General features: G+C 58.7%; 12 protein-coding genes. 11 read left to right on the forward strand and 1 reads right to left on the reverse strand.

The genetic code is table 11. The features are described 5' to 3' along the window. The first annotated feature begins 21 nt into the window (after positions 1–21). The 9 genes from ccoG (at position 22) to M0G74_RS17975 (ending at position 10,555) form a co-directional block, all read left to right on the forward strand. On the forward strand, positions 22–1,437 hold the full coding sequence (gene ccoG, locus M0G74_RS17935; protein ID WP_248220133.1) for a cytochrome c oxidase accessory protein CcoG: 1,416 nt from the start codon (positions 22–24) through the stop codon (positions 1,435–1,437). Positions 1,438–1,492: 55 nt separating this feature from the next. After that, positions 1,493–2,050 (forward strand): FixH family protein, encoded by a 558-nt coding sequence (locus M0G74_RS17940; protein WP_248220135.1) that lies wholly within the window; start codon positions 1,493–1,495, stop codon positions 2,048–2,050. Positions 2,051–2,055: 5 nt separating this feature from the next. Next, positions 2,056–4,575 (forward strand): heavy metal translocating P-type ATPase, encoded by a 2,520-nt coding sequence (locus M0G74_RS17945; protein ID WP_248220136.1) that lies wholly within the window; start codon positions 2,056–2,058, stop codon positions 4,573–4,575. Between the two features lie 84 nt (positions 4,576–4,659). Next, entirely contained in the window at positions 4,660–4,914 is a 255-nt protein-coding gene (ccoS, locus tag M0G74_RS17950) for a cbb3-type cytochrome oxidase assembly protein CcoS (RefSeq protein ID WP_248220139.1), read from the forward strand. Then, entirely contained in the window at positions 4,914–5,807 is an 894-nt protein-coding gene (locus M0G74_RS17955; RefSeq protein WP_248220177.1) for a sulfite exporter TauE/SafE family protein, read from the forward strand. Before ccoS ends, M0G74_RS17955 begins: the two co-directional genes overlap by 1 nt. A 183-nt stretch (positions 5,808–5,990) precedes the next feature. Then, positions 5,991–7,478, forward strand: coding sequence for an isoprenylcysteine carboxylmethyltransferase family protein (locus M0G74_RS17960; protein ID WP_248220141.1), 1,488 nt, complete (start codon positions 5,991–5,993; stop codon positions 7,476–7,478). 38 nt (positions 7,479–7,516) lie between these two features. Beyond that, complete coding sequence (locus M0G74_RS17965; protein WP_248220143.1) at positions 7,517–9,049, forward strand: hypothetical protein; 1,533 nt, start codon at positions 7,517–7,519, stop codon at positions 9,047–9,049. Beyond that, positions 9,036–9,452, forward strand: coding sequence for a GtrA family protein (locus M0G74_RS17970; protein ID WP_248220144.1), 417 nt, complete (start codon positions 9,036–9,038; stop codon positions 9,450–9,452). Before M0G74_RS17965 ends, M0G74_RS17970 begins: the two co-directional genes overlap by 14 nt. Next, on the forward strand, positions 9,440–10,555 hold the full coding sequence (locus M0G74_RS17975) for a glycosyltransferase family 2 protein (protein WP_248220146.1): 1,116 nt from the start codon (positions 9,440–9,442) through the stop codon (positions 10,553–10,555). The genes M0G74_RS17970 and M0G74_RS17975 overlap by 13 nt, the downstream gene beginning before the upstream one ends. 51 nt (positions 10,556–10,606) lie before the next feature. On the opposite strand, the gene nadC is transcribed toward M0G74_RS17975, so the two are convergent. Next, a complete protein-coding gene (gene nadC, locus M0G74_RS17980) occupies positions 10,607–11,464 on the reverse strand; it encodes a carboxylating nicotinate-nucleotide diphosphorylase (RefSeq protein ID WP_248220147.1) in 858 nt (285 codons plus the stop codon). A 413-nt stretch (positions 11,465–11,877) separates the two neighbouring features. On the opposite strand from nadC, the gene M0G74_RS17985 reads away from it, so the two are divergent. Next, entirely contained in the window at positions 11,878–14,196 is a 2,319-nt protein-coding gene (locus M0G74_RS17985) for a DUF1631 domain-containing protein (protein WP_248220148.1), read from the forward strand. Between the two features lie 565 nt (positions 14,197–14,761). Next, positions 14,762–17,197, forward strand: coding sequence for a DUF1631 domain-containing protein (locus M0G74_RS17990; protein WP_248220149.1), 2,436 nt, complete (start codon positions 14,762–14,764; stop codon positions 17,195–17,197). Positions 17,198–17,392: the final 195 nt, after the last annotated feature.

The following is a 17,392-nucleotide window of genomic DNA, read 5'->3' on the forward strand; positions in this document are numbered from 1 at the left end:
AATGTCGGGAAGCGAGGTTTTGTGAGCGATAGAATACCCACCCGGGAAGAGCAGGATGGCGATGGTGAAGTCCGCTATCGCATGCTCTACGAGTCTGATGACAAAGTTTATATCCGCCATATTCGCGGTGTTTTCACCCGTATTCGCAAGTACACGGGCTTGCCGCTGCTGCTGGCGTTTTTCTTTATCCCCTGGCTCAATATCGATGGGCATCAGGCGGTACATTTTGACCTCCCCGCGCGCCAGTTTCATATTCTCTGGACCACCTTCGGCCCTCAGGACGGTTTCCTGCTCGCCTGGTTATTGATCATTGCGGCCTTTGCGCTGTTTGCGGTGACTACCTGGTTGGGGCGCGTGTGGTGCGGTTTTACTTGCCCGCAGACGGTCTGGACCCTGATGTTTATCTGGGCCGAGCGGGTGTGTGAGGGTGATCGCAGCAAGCGCATGAAGCTGGATGCGGCCCCCTGGGGTGCGGAAAAGGTACTGCGCAAGACCGGTACCCACACCATCTGGTTGCTGATCTCCCTTGCCACCGCCCTGGCATTTGTCGGGTATTTTTACGGTATCCGCGACCTGGTAGTGGATCTGGCTACCTTAAAGGCCCATCCGCAGGGCGCATTCTGGGTCGCCTTTTTTACCTTTGCGACCTACATGAACGCGGGCTTTTTACGCGAGCAGGTGTGCAAGTACATGTGCCCCTATGCACGCTTCCAGTCGGTGATGTACGACAAGGACACCCTCGCGGTTTACTATGACGCCCAGCGCGGTGAAGCGCGCGGCCCGCGGAAAAAAGGCATCGATTACAAAGCCCAGGGCATGGGCGACTGTATTGATTGCTACTGGTGTGTCCAGGTTTGCCCCGTCGATATCGATATCCGTGATGGCATGCAATACGAGTGCATCAACTGTGGCTTGTGTGTAGATGCCTGCAACAGCGTCATGGACAAAATGGAATACCCCAAGGGGTTGATCCGCTTCACCTCTGAAGATGAACTGGAGACCGGCAAGACTAATTTTGCACGCCCGAGATTGTTTGGGTACGGTCTGGTGCTGTTGCTGATGGTTGGGCTGTTTGCGCAGCAGGTCGTCACCCGCTCCCCGGTCCAGGCTGAGGTACTGCGGGATCGCGGTGCGAGGATGTATCGCATTTCCCAGGGGATGGTCCAGAACGTCTATACCGTCAAAATCAACAATATGGATCAGAAACCGCATGAGTTTAGCGTGCGGATCGAAGGGAAGGCCGGTTATGACTACTCGCTGCGTATGCAGCGGGGGATTCCGGTAAGCCCGGGTGAGGTATATTCCGTGCCCATTCGGGTCAGTGTGCCCCGGGAACAGCTGAAAGATACCAAGCACGATATCGTGATTGTTATTCAGGCCAAAGACGCCCCGGAACTGGAAGATCGGCACAAAACGGTATTTATCAGTCCCAAGTAGGTCCCAAGTAGGTCCAGAGTAAATGCGTGCTATCCGCGCGCCGAGTAGATAAATAGTGGTTGATAAGCGAGAGCGACAGAGAGTGGACAACGTAGAGCGGGCGCCGGCGCCCTGGTACCGCGAACCCTGGTTTTGGGCGGTGATGGCGCCACTTATTCTGGTCGTGATTGTTTCGGCGGTTATGGTTTCCATTGCGGTGCGTTACAGCGACGATGTGGTGAGTGACACATACTACAAAGACAGTCGCATGTACCACTTCAGTGCGGAGCAGGATCAGCGCGCAAGAGCGCTGAACCTGGCTGCCATGGTGTTGTTTTCACCGGCCGACAGGGTGGTCTCCCTGGATCTGCGCGGCCAGATCGAGTATCCGGAAAAGCTGTTGTTGACCCTGAGCCACCCGGTTGAAGCCGACCTGGATGAGCATATCGTGCTGGAGCAGGTGTCGATTGGGCGTTACCAGGGCAAGGTGCAGGCGCCGTTGCAGCACCGCTGGTACCTGCAATTGTTGCCAGAGCTGAATCCGGAGCAATTCCGGGATGCCCAGTGGCGCCTCCGCGGTGAAATCAACTTTGAACTTGGCAACGGAGTGCCCCTGAAGCCCGTCGAGCAGTGAGTCCGATGACCGAACAGCTTGCCAGTGCCTCTGCGAATTCCACACCCTCAATTTCTCCAGCGGGTTGTTATCACTGCGGCCTGCCTGTCGCCGAGGGGAGCCACTACTCCGTTTTGATCGATGGCCGCGAGCGCCCTATGTGCTGTCCCGGCTGTGAGGCCGTGGCGGGTGCGATTGTTGCCGGTGGCCTTGATAACTTCTATCGCTACCGCGAACAGAACAGTGAGCGTCCGGACACTACGGCACAACAGGACACCTCCCCAATCGGCAACTGGAGCGCTTACGATCTACCTGAGGTGCAGGGTGAGTTTGTGCGCGATTTCGACGCCTTGCCGTCCTCCCATTCTGCCGATTCTCCTCTGCGCATTGCCAGTTTGCTCGTCGGCGGCATTACCTGCGCCGCCTGCGTTTGGTTGATCGAAAAACACCTGCTGGCACTCCCGGGGGTGGAGCGGGTTTCGGTCAATGCCAGTACCCACCGCGCGCAGGTGGTATTCAACCCGGCATTGATCGCTGTTAGTCAGTTGTTTGCAGCCCTTGCCAGTATCGGTTACCGCCCGGCACCCGCCACGGCCGCCAACGGCGAGCGCCTGATATTGCAGGAACGCCGTGCGGCTATGCGTCGCCTTGGTGTCGCGGGGCTGGGTACCATGCAGGTAATGATGTTCGCCATCGCGCTGTATTTCGGGGCGAGCAAGGGCATCGACAGCCAGTTTGAGCAGTTTTTCCGCTGGGTATCCCTGATCGTCGCAACGCCGGTGGTTTGCTATGCCGCGCAGCCGTTTTTTGCCGCTGCCTGGCGCGCTCTGCGCAGCGGCCAACTGGTCATGGATGTACCTGTCTCGCTGGCGATCGGCCTGGCTTACGGTGCCAGTGTCTACGCCACCGTATTCGAGACCGGCGAGGTTTATTTCGAGTCGGTGTCCATGTTCACCTTCTTTTTATTGCTGGGGCGATCGGTCGAGATGCGTGCGCGCCACCGGGCGGGCCTGGCCAGTGGCGGCTTAGCGCAATTGTTGCCCCTGGCCGCGCTGCGTTTGCACGCGGGCAGCGGCGCGGTGGACTCGGTTCCGGTGACCGCTCTTGTCGCGGGAGACCGGATACTGCTGCGCCCCGGCGATACGGTGCCCGCGGATGGCATGGTGGTTGAGGGTGCCAGCGGGGTGGATGAGTCCATACTCACCGGGGAGTCCGCACTACAGCAGAAATCGGCTGGCAGTCAGGTGTTTGCCGGAAGTGTCAATGGTGATTCCTCACTCACCGTGCGGATTACTGCCGCGGGTAAAAGCACCCGCCTGTCTGCGATCGAAAAGCTGGTAGAGCGGGCGCAACTGGACAAGCCGACACAGGTAGCGTTGGCAGACCGTATAGCGGGGCGTTTTATTGCCGCCGTCTTGTGTATTGCCGTCGCCGCTTTTGTCTTCTGGTGGCAGCAGGCGCCGGATCGCGCCTTCTGGATTGCCCTGTCGGTGTTGGTGGTGACCTGTCCCTGTGCCCTGTCACTGGCTACGCCCGCGGCGCTGGCGGCAGCAACCTTGCGCCTGCAGCAGCTGGGGTTGCTGGTGGCTCGTGGGCATGTGCTGGAAACCTTGCCCCAGCTTACCCGGGTTATCTTTGACAAAACCGGAACCCTTACCGAAGGGGAGCCGGGATTGCGCAGTATTCAGCTGCTGCGCCCCGGCTGGACTGAGGAGGATGTCAGGGATATCGCAGCTGCCCTGGAAGCCGAGAATAACCACCCGCTGGCGCGGGCTTTCCGTTCCTGGCGTGGCAATCGAGTGGCGCAGGAGTTGCGCTCCGTTACCGGATGCGGCGTGGCCGGGGTCTGTAACCAGATACCTTACCGGCTGGGGCGGGCGGATTTTGTGCTGGAAGAGTGCGCGGCCGACCCGCAAGGCGCGGTGCTGCCTGAAACCCCGAAGGGGGAGGGGCAGTGGCTGCTGCTGGGGGATTCCGCGGGGGCGATCGCCTGGCTGGGGTTGGGCGATGAAATGCGCCCCAGTGCCCCGGCGTCGGTCGCCCAGCTACAGGCTGGAGGATTGGCAACGGAACTGCTGAGCGGTGATCAATCCGCAGAAGTGCCCCGCCTGGCAACGCTTACTGGTATTGACCATTACCGCGCTGGCGCTTCTCCGGAAGAAAAACTGTCGCACCTGCAGCAGCTACAGGGTCGTGGCGAACGGCTGCTGATGGTGGGGGACGGTATCAACGATGTGCCGGTACTGTCTGGGGCCGACGTGTCGGTGGCGATGATGTCGGCGGCGGACCTGGCGCAATCCCGTGCGGACGCCATTTTATTGCAGGGTGACCTGCGGGCTTTGCCAAGAGCCTTTGCATTGGCACGCAAGTGTCGCACAATTATTCGCCAGAACCTGACCTGGGCCGTTGCGTATAACGCCCTGGCGTTGCCACTGGCGTTCCTCGGACTGGTGCCTCCCTGGGCCGCCGCGATTGGCATGTCGCTGAGTTCACTGATTGTGGTGGTCAACGCACTGCGGCTGTCGCGCTGGCAGCCGCAGGGCTAACCCGTCGTCGTAAAGGCACCATCGTAAAGGCGCCACCGTAAAGGCGATGGCCGCGAAACGCTTTTAATCTTATTGAGGTAAGTCGTGGACAGTATTTTTCTACTGGTCCCCATTGTTGTTGTCTTTGTCGCCATCGCGGTGAAGCTGTTTTTCTGGGCGGTCAATAGTGGTCAGTACGATGACCTGGAAACCGAAGCGCGCCGGATACTCTTCGATGATGAGCCCAAACGCCCGCACAATCCCACTTCACCGCACAATTCCACTCCACCGTTAACGCCTTCGGCCCTGCAAGCTGAACATGCGAAAGCCCCAGCGCAAGACTCTCCGGAGCAGCCGTGATGGTGGACTGGAGCTACCTGGGCGCAGCCCTGGCGATTGGTTTTTTTGGTAGCAGTCACTGTATCGGTATGTGCGGTGGTATTTCCGGTGCGCTGGGCCTTGCGGTGCCCGGGCAGCGGACCGCCTGGCCCCGCCTGCTGGGATACTCTACTGGGCGCGTGGCCAGCTATACCTTGATGGGGCTATTGGTGGGTACTCTGGGCGCCTATCTGGCGACGGATATTGCGACCGGGCTGGCGCCATTGCGGGTCCTCGCTGGGTTGATGTTGATTGCCATGGCCCTCTATCTGGCGGATTGGTGGCGCGGTCTGGTGTGGCTGGAGCGGGGCGGTTCACTGCTCTGGAAGCTGGTACAACCCCTGTCCCGACAGTTGCTGCCAGTCAACTCCACTCCCCAGGCCGTGGCACTGGGAGCGCTCTGGGGGTGGCTACCCTGTGGCCTGGTTTACAGCGCTTTAGCGTTCGCACTGGCTCAGGGCAATAGCTACCAGGCTGCACTGGCCATGCTCGCCTTCGGACTCGGGACTGTGCCTGCGGTTATGGCCACCGGTGTAGCTGCGGCCCGCCTTAGAACCCTGGTGCAGAAGTCGGGAGTGCGACTGGCGATGGCGTTGCTGGTTTTGCTGTTTGGCCTCTGGACCCTGTGGGGTGCTCTGGGCCATGGACATGGGGCGCATGCGTCTGGGCATGAGGCGGGGCACGAAACCGGGCATGGTAGTCATCAACATATGCATCACGGTACCCACAGCGAGTCTCCAGAACCTGAGGCGCACAGCCATGAGGCTCAGCCTGGCGAACATCATCACGGTCACTCAAGTAGCACGCATGATGCTCCGGATATCGGCAGCAGCGGCGGTGAAAGTGAGAATACCGGCAGCGCGACTGGCGACTGACTTCCTTCCCCGGGCACTGCCCTGACCGCGACCGTGGCGATGGGCGCAGGAACTGGGTAAACTGGCGCAATTATGACCTGTGGTCTGGCCACTTTGGTTGGTACCTCCTGGTCGCGAAGAGGGCCCTGCTGCTGGTTCAAGCGGCAATGTGGTGTGCCATTGTGAGTGCCAGTTGGATTAACGATGAAAAAAATAAAAAACAAAACCGGTGTGAGACACAAGTCTGTCCGCAATAGCGGTCAGGGTAGCAGCCAGGGTAGCAGCCAGAGTGGCGATCATCGCCATGACAAGGGCGCTCCCACCTCGAATGCACTCCAGGCTCCCGCCTGCCCGAGCGCGCCTACCAGTATCTGGATCAATTTGGTCGCACTGGCAGTTTCCCTGGCCGCGGTTTACTGGCTGCGGGAATACGGCCGGGATCTGGACGTCAAAACCCAGTCCCTGGTGGTGGTTGCCGTAGCGTTGGCTTTGCCCATCATTATGCTTGAGTGGTTCTTCCTCAAGCCCTATCGCAACCCCTCTGCGGGGCTGGACTTTCGCCGGACAAATCACAGCGTGCCCAGAACGGCAGTAAAACTGCTGGGTTTCTATGTGAGTGTGGGCTCAGTGGCGTTCGTCTACTGGCTGTTCCCGGAGTATCACGGTTCCTTCTACGACAACTACTTTTCCGTGGTGCGCGCCGTCTTGCCCTGGTGGATGCTGCTGGCAGTACCGTACTTTTACCTGCTCGATGGCGCCATGGCGCAACCCAAAGACAGTTACTGGCAACTGGGGCGCTGGATCCTCGGGCAGCGCGAAGGTGTGTCCGGCAAGGCGATTGGTCAGCTCTACCTCGGCTGGCTGGTGAAGCTGTTCTTCCTGCCACTGATGTTTGTCTACCTGGGCAATAACCTGAATACCCTGTTGAACTTCGACTTCGTCCGCCTGCTGGGCAGCTTCAAGGCGGTATTCGACTTCACGTTCAACTTCCTGTTTTACATCGACCTGCTGTTCGTCACCGTGGGTTATGTATGCACACTGCGACTGTTCGACGCGCATATCCGTACTGCCGAACCCAGTTTTCTCGGGTGGGGCGTGGCGTTGATTGGTTACCAGCCGTTCTGGAGCCTGTTTTCCGGTACCTACCTGAAGTACGACGATGCCCCAGCCTGGGGTTACTGGTTCTGGGACACGCCGCTGGTGTATGGCATCTGGGGCAGCGGCATCCTGCTGTTGATCGCCATATATGTCTGGGCCAGCATTCCGTTCGGCATTCGTTTCTCAAACCTGACCCACCGCGGCATTCTGACCAATGGCCCATACCGCTATACCAAGCACCCGGCCTATATCAGTAAAAACCTGTCCTGGTGGATGATCTCCATGCCGTTCATGGTGAGTGCCACGGTGCCGGAGGCCCTGCGCCACTCATTGCTGCTATTGATGGTGAACTTCATTTACTTCATGCGTGCGCGCACCGAGGAGCGGCACCTGTCCTGGGATCCGACCTATGTGACCTACGCCAATTACATTGCCGAGCAGGGTATGTTTGCGTTCCTCGGGCGTTGGTTCCCGGCACTGCGGTTCGGTAATGGTCGCCTGTTCCACTCTACTGGTGAGGCGGCCGGCAAGCCCCCGGCAACTTCACCAGCGGCGCCTGCTCATCAGGCTGAGGCCGGCTCGGCCGGCGCCTGACAGCTACAAAAAAATCAAAAATAAAGAGGTAGTGCGACATGGATTGGGGGAGTCATCGGCTGCTGCCGGGTTACTGGTGGCAGCGTGCCAAGTCTGAAATCAACGGCTGGGATAGGGCCCGTATCGGCGAGGTCATGATGGCCTGGATACCGCCCGGCGCATATCGTATCGACTGCCGCTGGTGGGCTTATGCGGGCCTGTACCTGCTGATTGCACTGGGTATCTGGCTGCGGGTGGAACACATCTTCACCTTTAACCCGATGGACCATATCTGGAGTGATCCCCAGCGGCACTGGGAGCAGGGCACCGAAACCTTGCGCCGGGACCCCATGACCATGACCGATCCGGTGATGTATCAGGTGTATATCGGTGTATTGGCCAAGTTGACCCTTGGTGAACCCTTCCTGGTTGCTCTGTATACCGCTCTGCTTGCCTGCCTGACGCCCTGGATCTGGTACCGGTTTGCCCGTGAACTGCTGCCCGGTCGTCTGCAGGCCACAGCAGTTTGGGCTGCGATATCCCTGCTGCCGGGATGGATCGCGATTTACAGCTATTTCATGCAGGAAACCTTGCTGTTGCCTCTGCTGGGAGCGGCGCTGTATGCCAGCTGGCGCTGCCGGCGCAAGCAGACGCTGGCCAGTTTTCTGCTGATGGTGGCACTTTGGATGCTGGCGGGATTGACCCGGGGGATAGCGATTCCACTGGCAGCGGTGGTGACAAGCTGGCTGTGGCTGGTGCAGTCACAGAAAATAGCGAAGGCCGGTTTCAGTCTGCTAATACTCGGGCTGGTAATGGGGCCACTGGCGTATCGCAGCTATGCCGCCATGAGCATGGTTTCTCCTCACGGGATCGGGCAACTGGTTGCATTGTATCTACGCTCCGGGAAGCGCGAAATCCATGTGCATTACAGCCGCGAAGGGGCGCAGTGGAATTACTGGTTTGGGTCTCCCTCCACCGGGGAAAAGCCGCTGGCCCCCCTGAGCGACTGGACGACGGCCCGCGACGGCCAGGTGCACGCGCGTATTCATATCGAAAAAGGTGCGGAAGATTGGCACAAGGCCCTGGCCAATTATCCGCTGACCGCAGAGCGCTATCTGGCGCTGACCAAAGAAAACCTAGTGTATCTATTTTTTGGTTCCTCCTGGCCGGACAACAACCGCGAACGCTGGCTGGAAACCGTGAATCATCACAGCCGCTGGATGTGGGCACCGCTGACATTTTTGCTGGTGATTGCCTCCGCGCTTTACTGGCGGCGAATGCAGGGCGCGCGACTGTTCAGTGTGCTGCTGATGACCTGGATTCTGGTGCAGGGGCTGTTGCCCATTGCGGTCAATGAAGGGCGTTACCGCAAACCGGCTGAAGGATTATTGTTGGTACAGGTGATGTTACTGGCTGCGGTGGCGCGTCGCCGGCGAGCTGGCCGCGACCAGCAAGTGTCGGAGATCGAGCAGGGGTTGCCCGCTTTCCTTACATCGAATATTTCATCTGCGCCGTCGACGGCTTCGTCGACCCAGTCGCGGGATACGCAAACGTCATTGCCCGATCGGGAAGATCACAATGCGACTGCCTGATGCTCCAACGTTTTTAAAACCGCTGCTCGGCCGCGCCGGTCGGTTTGCCGCGGTGGGTGGTGTGGCAACGGGGGTGCAATACCTGTTGTTGGTGGCGCTGGTGGAATTTATTGGTGTCGCCGAGGTGCCGTCCTCTGTTCTGGCGTTTTTGCTGTCGGCGGCGGTGAATTACTGGCTGAACTTTTATCTCACTTTCGCTGGCCGCGCCCGCCACCGCGAAGCACTGCCCAGGTTTGTGCTGGTGGCTGTTATCGGGCTTGCCATGAATACCCTGATCTTCTCCCTGACCCTGTCGATATTGCCGTATCTGCTGGCGCAGGTTTGCGCCACCCTGGTGACGCTTATCGGCAATTTTCTCCTGCATCAATTCTGGATTTACCGGGAGCCGCAATGGAATTCGTAAACACGCAACCAGCGCCCACCGATAACGAACCGGTAGCATCGGGAAGCTCTGCAGGGGCGCCCACGCTGGCCATCGTCGTACCCTGTTACAACGAAGAAGCGGTGTTGGCAGATACGGTAGCCGAACTGTTGGAGACGCTGGATAGGTTGGAGCGCGAGGGGCACATTGGGCGTTTATCCAAAATCTATTTTGTGGACGACGGCAGTCGCGATGCCACCTGGCCAATGCTGGAGCAGCTCGCCCGCGACAATGCGCGCATTGTCTCGCTGGCGCTCTCACGCAATCGCGGCCATCAGAATGCACTTTACGCCGGACTCGCCCATACCGTAGAAGATATGGTGGTGAGTATCGACGCAGACCTGCAGGATGGTCCTGAGAATATTGCCCCGATGATCGCGGCCTACTGCGAGGGCAATGAGGTGGTTTACGGGGTGCGCAACGAGCGCGACAGCGATACCTGGTTCAAGCGCATGACGGCGGAAGGCTATTACCGCGTTATGCAGAGCCTGGGCGTGGATCTGGTGTTCAACCATGCGGATTTTCGCCTGATGTCGCGCCGCGCAGTGGATACCTTGCTGCAATACCCGGAAACCAATCTGTTTTTACGTGGCATGGTGCGGGAGCTGGGTTTCCGTTCAGCCTCTGTTGCCTACGCGCGCCGGCCTCGCCTGGCAGGGGAGAGTAAGTATCCACTGCGGCGTATGCTGTCTCTGGCCTGGAAAGGCGTGACCGCGTTTTCCATCGCCCCGCTGCGGGCGATTACATTGCTGGGGCTGATTTCCGGTGGAGTATCCCTGGGGTTGATCGCCTGGGTACTGATCGTAAAAATGTTTTCCGACAGCGTGGTGCCGGGTTGGGCCTCGATCATGGTGCCGGTGCTGTTTATTGGCAGCGTGCAGTTACTGTGCCTGGGGGTGATCGGCGAGTATCTCGGGAAAATTTATGAAGAGGTCAAGCGGCGTCCCCGTTTCCATTTGCGCGAGGTAGTCGGTGGCGAGACCGGTGAGTTGCAGGCAAGGGGCGAGCGCATTGCTGAAGGTGAGGCGAGCGCAGATACAACAGATATGCGGCAATCGAAGGTTTCGGGGCAGCTTGCGGAGTAAGCCGCTGCCCCGGATTTCACCGGTCGACTGGCAGGCGTGGTTTGGCTGGTGTTATTCGGACAGTAGGCGCAATGACAGGTCGATCGCTCGCAAGTGCTTGGTCAGGCTGCCGGATGAAATGTAGTCCACTGCCAGCCCGGACAGTTGTGCAAGTCGCTCGCTATCCACACTGCCGGAGATCTCGATTTTTGCGCGACCGCGGGCAAGTTCGAGTGCCTCTGCAGTCTGCTCATCGGTGAACTCATCCAGCATGATGACGTCGGCATTGGCGTCCAGTGCCTGTTGCAGTTCCTCGAGGCTCTCCACTTCCACTTCTACCAGCGCACCGGGTTTGATTTTGTGGGCCTGCGCAATGGCATTGGCAATGCCACCGGCAGCGGCAATATGGTTTTCCTTGATCAGGAAGGCGTCGTAGAGACCGATGCGGTGGTTTTTGCAGCCGCCGCAAAGCACCGCGTATTTCTGCGCAGTACGCAGGCCGGGAATGGTTTTGCGGGTGTCCAGGATTTTGATTTCCGTGCCTGCGGCCAGGGCGGCGTAGCGGGCGGCGGTGGTAGCGGTACCGGACAGCGTCTGCACAAAATTGAGTGCGCAGCGCTCACCGGTCAGGATGGATCTCGCATTGCCGCTCAGTTCGAACAGCGTACTGTCTGCCGTTACCTGCTGCCCGTCTTCAACCAGCCAGTGGATTGTCATGCCGGGATCCAGCTGGCGAAACACTTCTTCAACCCAGGCTTTGCCGCAGAAGACGCAGTCTTCCCGGGTAATTACCCGCGCCCTGGCCTGGCGCTCTGCCGGGATCAGCTGGGCGGTAATGTCGCCGTCACCGACATCTTCCGCCAGGGCATTCGCGACGGCGCGCTCGATATCCTGAATCAAATTGGGGATGCGGGTGCTGGCTGGCGTCATGGTAAATCTCGGTTTGTGTGGTGCTCCTCGCTTAGCTCTCGCGTAGTTTTCGCGTAGTTGAGGGCGGGGAGCTCAATCAGGGGCGCCAATACTAGCAAATCAATGGCGTGTGTCAGCTGGAATCGGCTTTCTGTGCGGCCGTGGGCACCTCTCGGCAGGGCCAATCAGGCAAGACAGCGCATTTTTCTCGGGTCCAGTGGAAGATCCCTGTGACAATGGTCGCAAAAACGCCCGTGCCACTTCGGCCTCAGTTGTGCTACTGGCGCCTAAGTCCGTAGAATCGGCGGTCGACCTATATCTATATAGGCGCACTTATAAAAGAAATACAATCAGGTTCGCAGGCGGCTTCCCAGGGCCGTTGCGGTTGCATCATACGGCGATCTCGCGAGGCCGCCGGCCAGGGCTATGTGGCAATGAAAGATTCCAACAACGTGGTATCCATGCAAGGTGCGCAGCGTGAGCAGCGGGAGATGAAACGAAGCTCTCAACTGCCAGCAGCGGTTGTTGCGGTGCGAGACCGGTCGCGGGCACTGCTGCTAGAGCAGGCCAAGTTGGTGTTTGCCAAAGTGGATGACTCCCTGTTTGCCATGGCCGAAAAAGCGCATGGGCAGAATGAGCAGGACGGTCTCTTCCAGGCGCTGCGCCTGTTGCGTGTAGAACGGCGCAAAGTGGTGGAGCAGTTTGCGGATAATGTTGCCCAGGCTTTCCACGTACGGGAGTCCTCTATTGATGGGGATGATCCCTATTCGGCAGATAGCCTGTCGCTGGTGCACAACGACGACCTGGAGCAACTGGTGGCGATCGATACCATGGTTGCCAGTGCCAAGCGCGACTTTGCCGAGCCGCTGACCGAAATTTCCCTGCGCCTGAATACCCTGCTTTCCGTAAAAATCTACGACAAGAACAACCCCCTGGGTCCTGACAGCATCTGCGACGCATTTGTCGAAGCGTCTCGTGGCCTGGATCTGCATATTCGCGCCCGCCTCACCCTGCTGAAAAAATTTGAGCAGCTGGTGATGGTGAATCTTGGCAAGCTGTACGAGCAGTGCAATGACCTGTTTGTAGAGCAGGGCGTGCTGCCTTCCCTGAAACAACAGCGCCGAGCGGCACGTCAGCGCCCGGTAGCGCCGGCCTCGCGTCCGCTGTCCGGGGGCGTACCCGGGCAGGGTCAGTATCAAAGTACCACCAGCCCGACCGCTGGGCAGTACGTCGAAGGACACGTCGGTGCCGGTCACGCGGCCGGCGTTTCCGGCGGCCATGGCCTGGTGCCACTGGGCTCCGGGGTTGCGCCAATGGGCGCACAGGACCTGCTTTCTCACCTGGGTGCGCTGCAGTCTCATGTGCCCCAGGGTTACACGGATGGTGAAATCCAGCTGTTGAATGTGAACAGCCTGCTGCAGGAGCGCCTCGTGGAGGTGCGTCAATCAGCGGCGCTGGCGAAGATGGATAGCGACGTCATCAAGCTGGTGGAAATGCTGTTCTCCTTTATTCTGGAAGATCGCAATCTTGCTGAGCCGATCAAGTCCCAGCTGGGACGCCTGCAATTGCCCCTGCTGAAGGTGGCGATTGGCGATCGCTCGTTTTTCAGCAAGGGGGGACACCCCGCGCGCAAACTGCTGAATGAACTGGCGGACGCCAGCACCGGTTGGCAGGCAAAAGACAATTACGAATCCGATCCGCTGTTCAAAAAAATCAGCGAAGTGGTGGCCCGGGTATTGGCCGAGTTCGACCGCGATATCAATATTTTTTCCCTGTTACTGGAATCCTTCCGCGAATTTATCCAGCGGGAGCGCAAGCGCGCGGAGCGACTTGAGCAGCGCATCGTCGACGAGGCCGACGGCAAGGCGAAAACCCAGGCAGCGCGCGCACGCGTGGCCGCGGTGATGGACGCCCTGATGGCCGAGCGGGATTTGCCGCCAGTCGTATCGGAGTGGTTGGAAAAAGTCTGGGCCAACATGCTGTTCCTGACCTGTATCAAAGAAGGTACCGACAGCGAGAGCTGGAGCCGCGATGTACGCACCGCGCGCGACCTGGTCTGGAGTGTACATGCGCCCATGCCGGACAGTCGCAAACAGTTGCTGGGTCTGTTGCCGACCCTGCAGGAGCGCCTGAAAGCGGGCGTCGAAGCGGTTTCCCTGAATACCTTTGATGCGCGACGCATGTTCACTGGCCTGAAAGAGGTTTACCGGGAGCGCTTCGCGTTGGCGCAGCGTATCGCCGAGGAGCGCAGTCAGAAAGCCCTTGAGCAGGCGCGCAAAGAAGCCGAAACGCACACCCCGTTGGCGACGCCTGTAGAGGAGGCGCCGGAGGTTGCTGCTGTGGCAGCCCCTGAAGTCGTTGAGCCGGTCGTCGAGCTTCCACAAATGGAAGAGCTGGAACAGGTGGTTGCAGCGGCAGAGCTTCACGCTGAGGAGAAAGCCGGTATTGAAGCCATGCCAGAGTCCGACTCTTACTGGCAGCAGACTTACCGGCTGGCTCAGGGCAGCTGGTTTGAACTCAAGCGCGGCGATGAAGAGCAGTTCCGCTGTCGCCTGGCGGCGGTGATCAAGGATATTGATCAATTTATTTTTGTTAATCGCAATGGTGCCAAGGTGGCAGAATTTACCCGCCTGGAGCTGGCACACGCCTTGCGCAATGCCCAGTTGATGCCTCTGGACGACGGCATGTTGTTCGAGCGGGCGCTGCAGTCTGTAATCGGTACCGTGCGCAAGTCCCGGGGTGAAATGAAATAAACGCTGTGCAACCGGCGGATGACGAATTGCACAGTGTCATGATTTTGTAGCAAAACCTTGCGCTCAGACCACCGCTGGCGGCCTTTTCCTTTGGCCGCCACATTTCCTACCATGACTCTCCTGTCTTGCTGTTAAATCCCTGCTATTTTCAAGGAAAAACACGAAAATTGGCCCTATTTGGCACTTGCGTGTCGCTTAGGTTTGCAGGATATTGAGAAATAGTTCCAATTCTATTGGGCTTACCTGCCAAATGGCGCCTGAATTTCCCGATGTATACGTTCGAGTGCCAGTTGCTGATGGATTTGCAGTGGTGGGTAGAGGTTGTTGTGGTGATAGGCGAACGCCAAATTTCAGCAAACCAAGAAAGTACTTTGTTGCGGAGTATTGAGATTAAGAGGGGCTGACTCTGCAATAGGTGCACTCTGAGCTGCTGCCAGGAGGGCATATTCGAGTGAGCATGGACGATATGGATAGAAAGAATAACGAATTATTTGTCATCACTGGCGGTGGCGGTGAGTCAGGCCCAAGTACCGGCACCAGGTTTCGAGCGGATAGCCGAAATAGCATGCCCCGGCAGCTTTCCAAGACCGTAAGTCTTGTTAATCAGAAAACTGCACAATGGCTGGAGTCGCGCGCTCAAGAGGTTTTTGCGCAAGTCGATGACTCACTGTTTGCTATGGCCGAAAAGGCACACCAGCAAGAGGAACAGGATCGCCTTTTTCAGGCAATTCGAGTACTGCGGGTTGAGCTTGGCGATTTGATCGACGGTTTTTGCGATGGCGTTGAAGACCGATTTCACACCCCGCGCAATGATGCCCCCGGTGAAGATCCAACCCAGTCACCCGCGTCGCTGAAAAGCCTGTCGTTGCTCAATAATGATGAGCTGGAGCAGCAGGTGGTTATCCGCACCATGATCTCCAATGTCAAACGGGATCATGCGGAAGCCATTGCCGCGCTTTCTTTGCGCCTGGATACCCTGCTGCCGCACAAAATTTACGATGAAAACCTGCCGCTCGGACCGGGCACCGTGTGCGCGGCCTTTGCTGAGGTGCTGGCGGATCTGGACGTGTCACTGCGGGTACGCATGACGGTGTTCAAGAAATTTGAACAGCACCTGGTGGGCCGGCTGGGTGAGTTGTATGAGGCGTGCAACGCCCTCCTGATTGAGCAGGGTGTGCTGCCGACCATTGAGGACCCACTGCGCCACCACAAGGGCCGCAATAATTCGCCCATTCAGGCTGCTGGTCGCGTGCCAGGTACACCGTCTGGCGCGCCGGGCGAAGAGTCGCTGGCCGGCTCCGATACTCCGTTCGCGCCTATGATCTCAGCGACCTCTGCAACCCCAGCGACCTCGGCCGCGGTGCCACCTCAGGCGGGTATGGGGTTTGCCGGAGCCATGTCGGGGTTTGCAGGCAGCGGATTGACTGGTAACCCATTGGATCGCGGTACCACCGGCGGCCACTTTGCACCGGGGCTGATGCCCGCGGGTATGGGGGTTGCCCCAATGGCCACGCCAACCCTGTTGCAACACCTGGGACAGCTACAAATGGCGCTGCCTGCCCAATCGGGGGTAACCGGGCAACTGGTTGATGTGTCCAGCATGCTGGAAGAGCGCCTGGTTGCGGCCAAGCAGAGCGCTTCACTGCACGAGCTGGACAGTGAAGTCATTCGGCTGGTGGATATGCTGTTTTCCTTCATGCTGGAAGACCGCAACCTGGCTGAGCCCATCAAGGTACAGTTGATCCGATTGCAGTTGCCGATGTTGAAATTGGCGGTGGCAGACAAAGCCTTTTTCAGCAAGGGCGGGCACCCAGCGCGGCGATTGCTGAATGAACTGGCCGATGCGGCCATCGGCTGGCAGCCCGGGGAAAATTTCCTGAACGATCCGCTGTATCGTGAAGTCTGCACCATCGTTGAAGGTGTGCTTGCGGAATACAATGAAGACGAATCGGTATTTGTGCGCCTGCTGGAAACGTTCCGGGAATTCTCCGTACGGGAGCGCAAGCGTGCCGCGGTGATGGAGCGGCGGACCATTGATGAGGCGCAGGGCACTGCGCGCGTGGAAGCGGCGAAGGCACGGGTAGCCGCGGTATTTGATGCGCTTACCGCTGAGCGGAAGTTGCCAAAAATTGTGTACGAGTGGTTGAACCGCGTGTGGAGCAGCGTGCTTTTCAGGACCTGCCTGAAAGAGGGGACTGACAGCGGCGTCTGGCGCCAACACGTGCTGACCGCACGGGATCTGATCTGGAGCGTGGTGGCTCCTATGCCCGAAAGCAGCGTCAAAATGCAGCGCCTGCTTCCGGTACTGAAAAAACGACTGGAAGAGGGGGCGCAATCCCTGTCTTTGAGTAACGGTGACTGCCAGCGCCTACTGGGTGGATTGGAAGTGTTGTACCGTGAGCGGCAGAGGCTCGGAGAACGGGTGGAGTGTGAACGCGAGCGTCGCACTCGTGAGCGTCTGGTTCAGGAGTTGCGACGGGAGGCGGACAGTGTCCTGGCGATTCCCGAGGCGGAAGTGGCTGCAACCGCCGCACCTGTGACCGAGGTTGTTGATACCGGGGCTGTTGATACCGACGTTGTTGATACAGCAGCAGATGAGTCTCGCGAGCTGTATGCCTCACAGCCTGCGCTGCCCGAAGTGGAGCAAATTCAACAGGTGGTAACCGCCGCCGTGGTGCCGAAGCCAGAGAAACTGCAGCCACTACCTCAGGGAGACAGCCACTGGCAGCAGACGTACCACCTGAAAGACAGCTGGTTTTTGCTGCGTCATCCGGAAAAGTTACCGGTGCGCTGTCGACTTGCGGCGATCATCAGCGACCTGGATCAGTTCATGTTTGTTAATCGCCAGGGGGCCAAGGTTGGCGTCTACTCCCGGCTGGAACTGGCCCACGCGCTGCGCAGTGAAGAGTTGTTGCCGCTGGAGCAGGGACCACTGTTTGAGCGAGCGCTCGAGTATGTGGTGGGCAATTTCGGCGAGAGTAAAATAGCCATTACCGTGTGATACTCGCAGGGCTAGTTAGCGCAGCGTGCGGCGACTTCGCTTGCAAAGTACGGTGCAAGGGATCGATTCACGAAAGAACCGGGGCTTCCCCGGTTTTTTTGTTTGATTTTTGTTCGTTTTTCTCAGCTAAGCTTGGGAATACCCACCTTGTTGCCGGGAATGGGTGTCAGCTATTGGCAGTTACTTCGTCGCTTC

This window comes from Microbulbifer sp. CAU 1566 (assembly GCF_023156515.1).
Lineage (GTDB): Bacteria > Pseudomonadota > Gammaproteobacteria > Pseudomonadales > Cellvibrionaceae > Microbulbifer.

Excerpts from the sequence above, each read along its gene's own strand:
- M0G74_RS17975 (WP_248220146.1), top strand. The coding sequence starts at position 9,440 with ATGGAATTCGTAAACACGCAACCAGCGCCCACCGATAACGAACCGGTA.
- M0G74_RS17985 (WP_248220148.1), top strand. The coding sequence starts at position 11,878 with ATGAAAGATTCCAACAACGTGGTATCCATGCAAGGTGCGCAGCGTGAG.
- M0G74_RS17945 (WP_248220136.1), top strand. The coding sequence starts at position 2,056 with ATGACCGAACAGCTTGCCAGTGCCTCTGCGAATTCCACACCCTCAATT.
- M0G74_RS17955 (WP_248220177.1), top strand. The coding sequence starts at position 4,914 with ATGGTGGACTGGAGCTACCTGGGCGCAGCCCTGGCGATTGGTTTTTTT.
- nadC (WP_248220147.1), bottom strand. The coding sequence starts at position 11,464 with ATGACGCCAGCCAGCACCCGCATCCCCAATTTGATTCAGGATATCGAG.
- M0G74_RS17960 (WP_248220141.1), top strand. The coding sequence starts at position 5,991 with ATGAAAAAAATAAAAAACAAAACCGGTGTGAGACACAAGTCTGTCCGC.
- M0G74_RS17965 (WP_248220143.1), top strand. The coding sequence starts at position 7,517 with ATGGATTGGGGGAGTCATCGGCTGCTGCCGGGTTACTGGTGGCAGCGT.
- M0G74_RS17990 (WP_248220149.1), top strand. The coding sequence starts at position 14,762 with ATGCCCCGGCAGCTTTCCAAGACCGTAAGTCTTGTTAATCAGAAAACT.
- M0G74_RS17970 (WP_248220144.1), top strand. The coding sequence starts at position 9,036 with ATGCGACTGCCTGATGCTCCAACGTTTTTAAAACCGCTGCTCGGCCGC.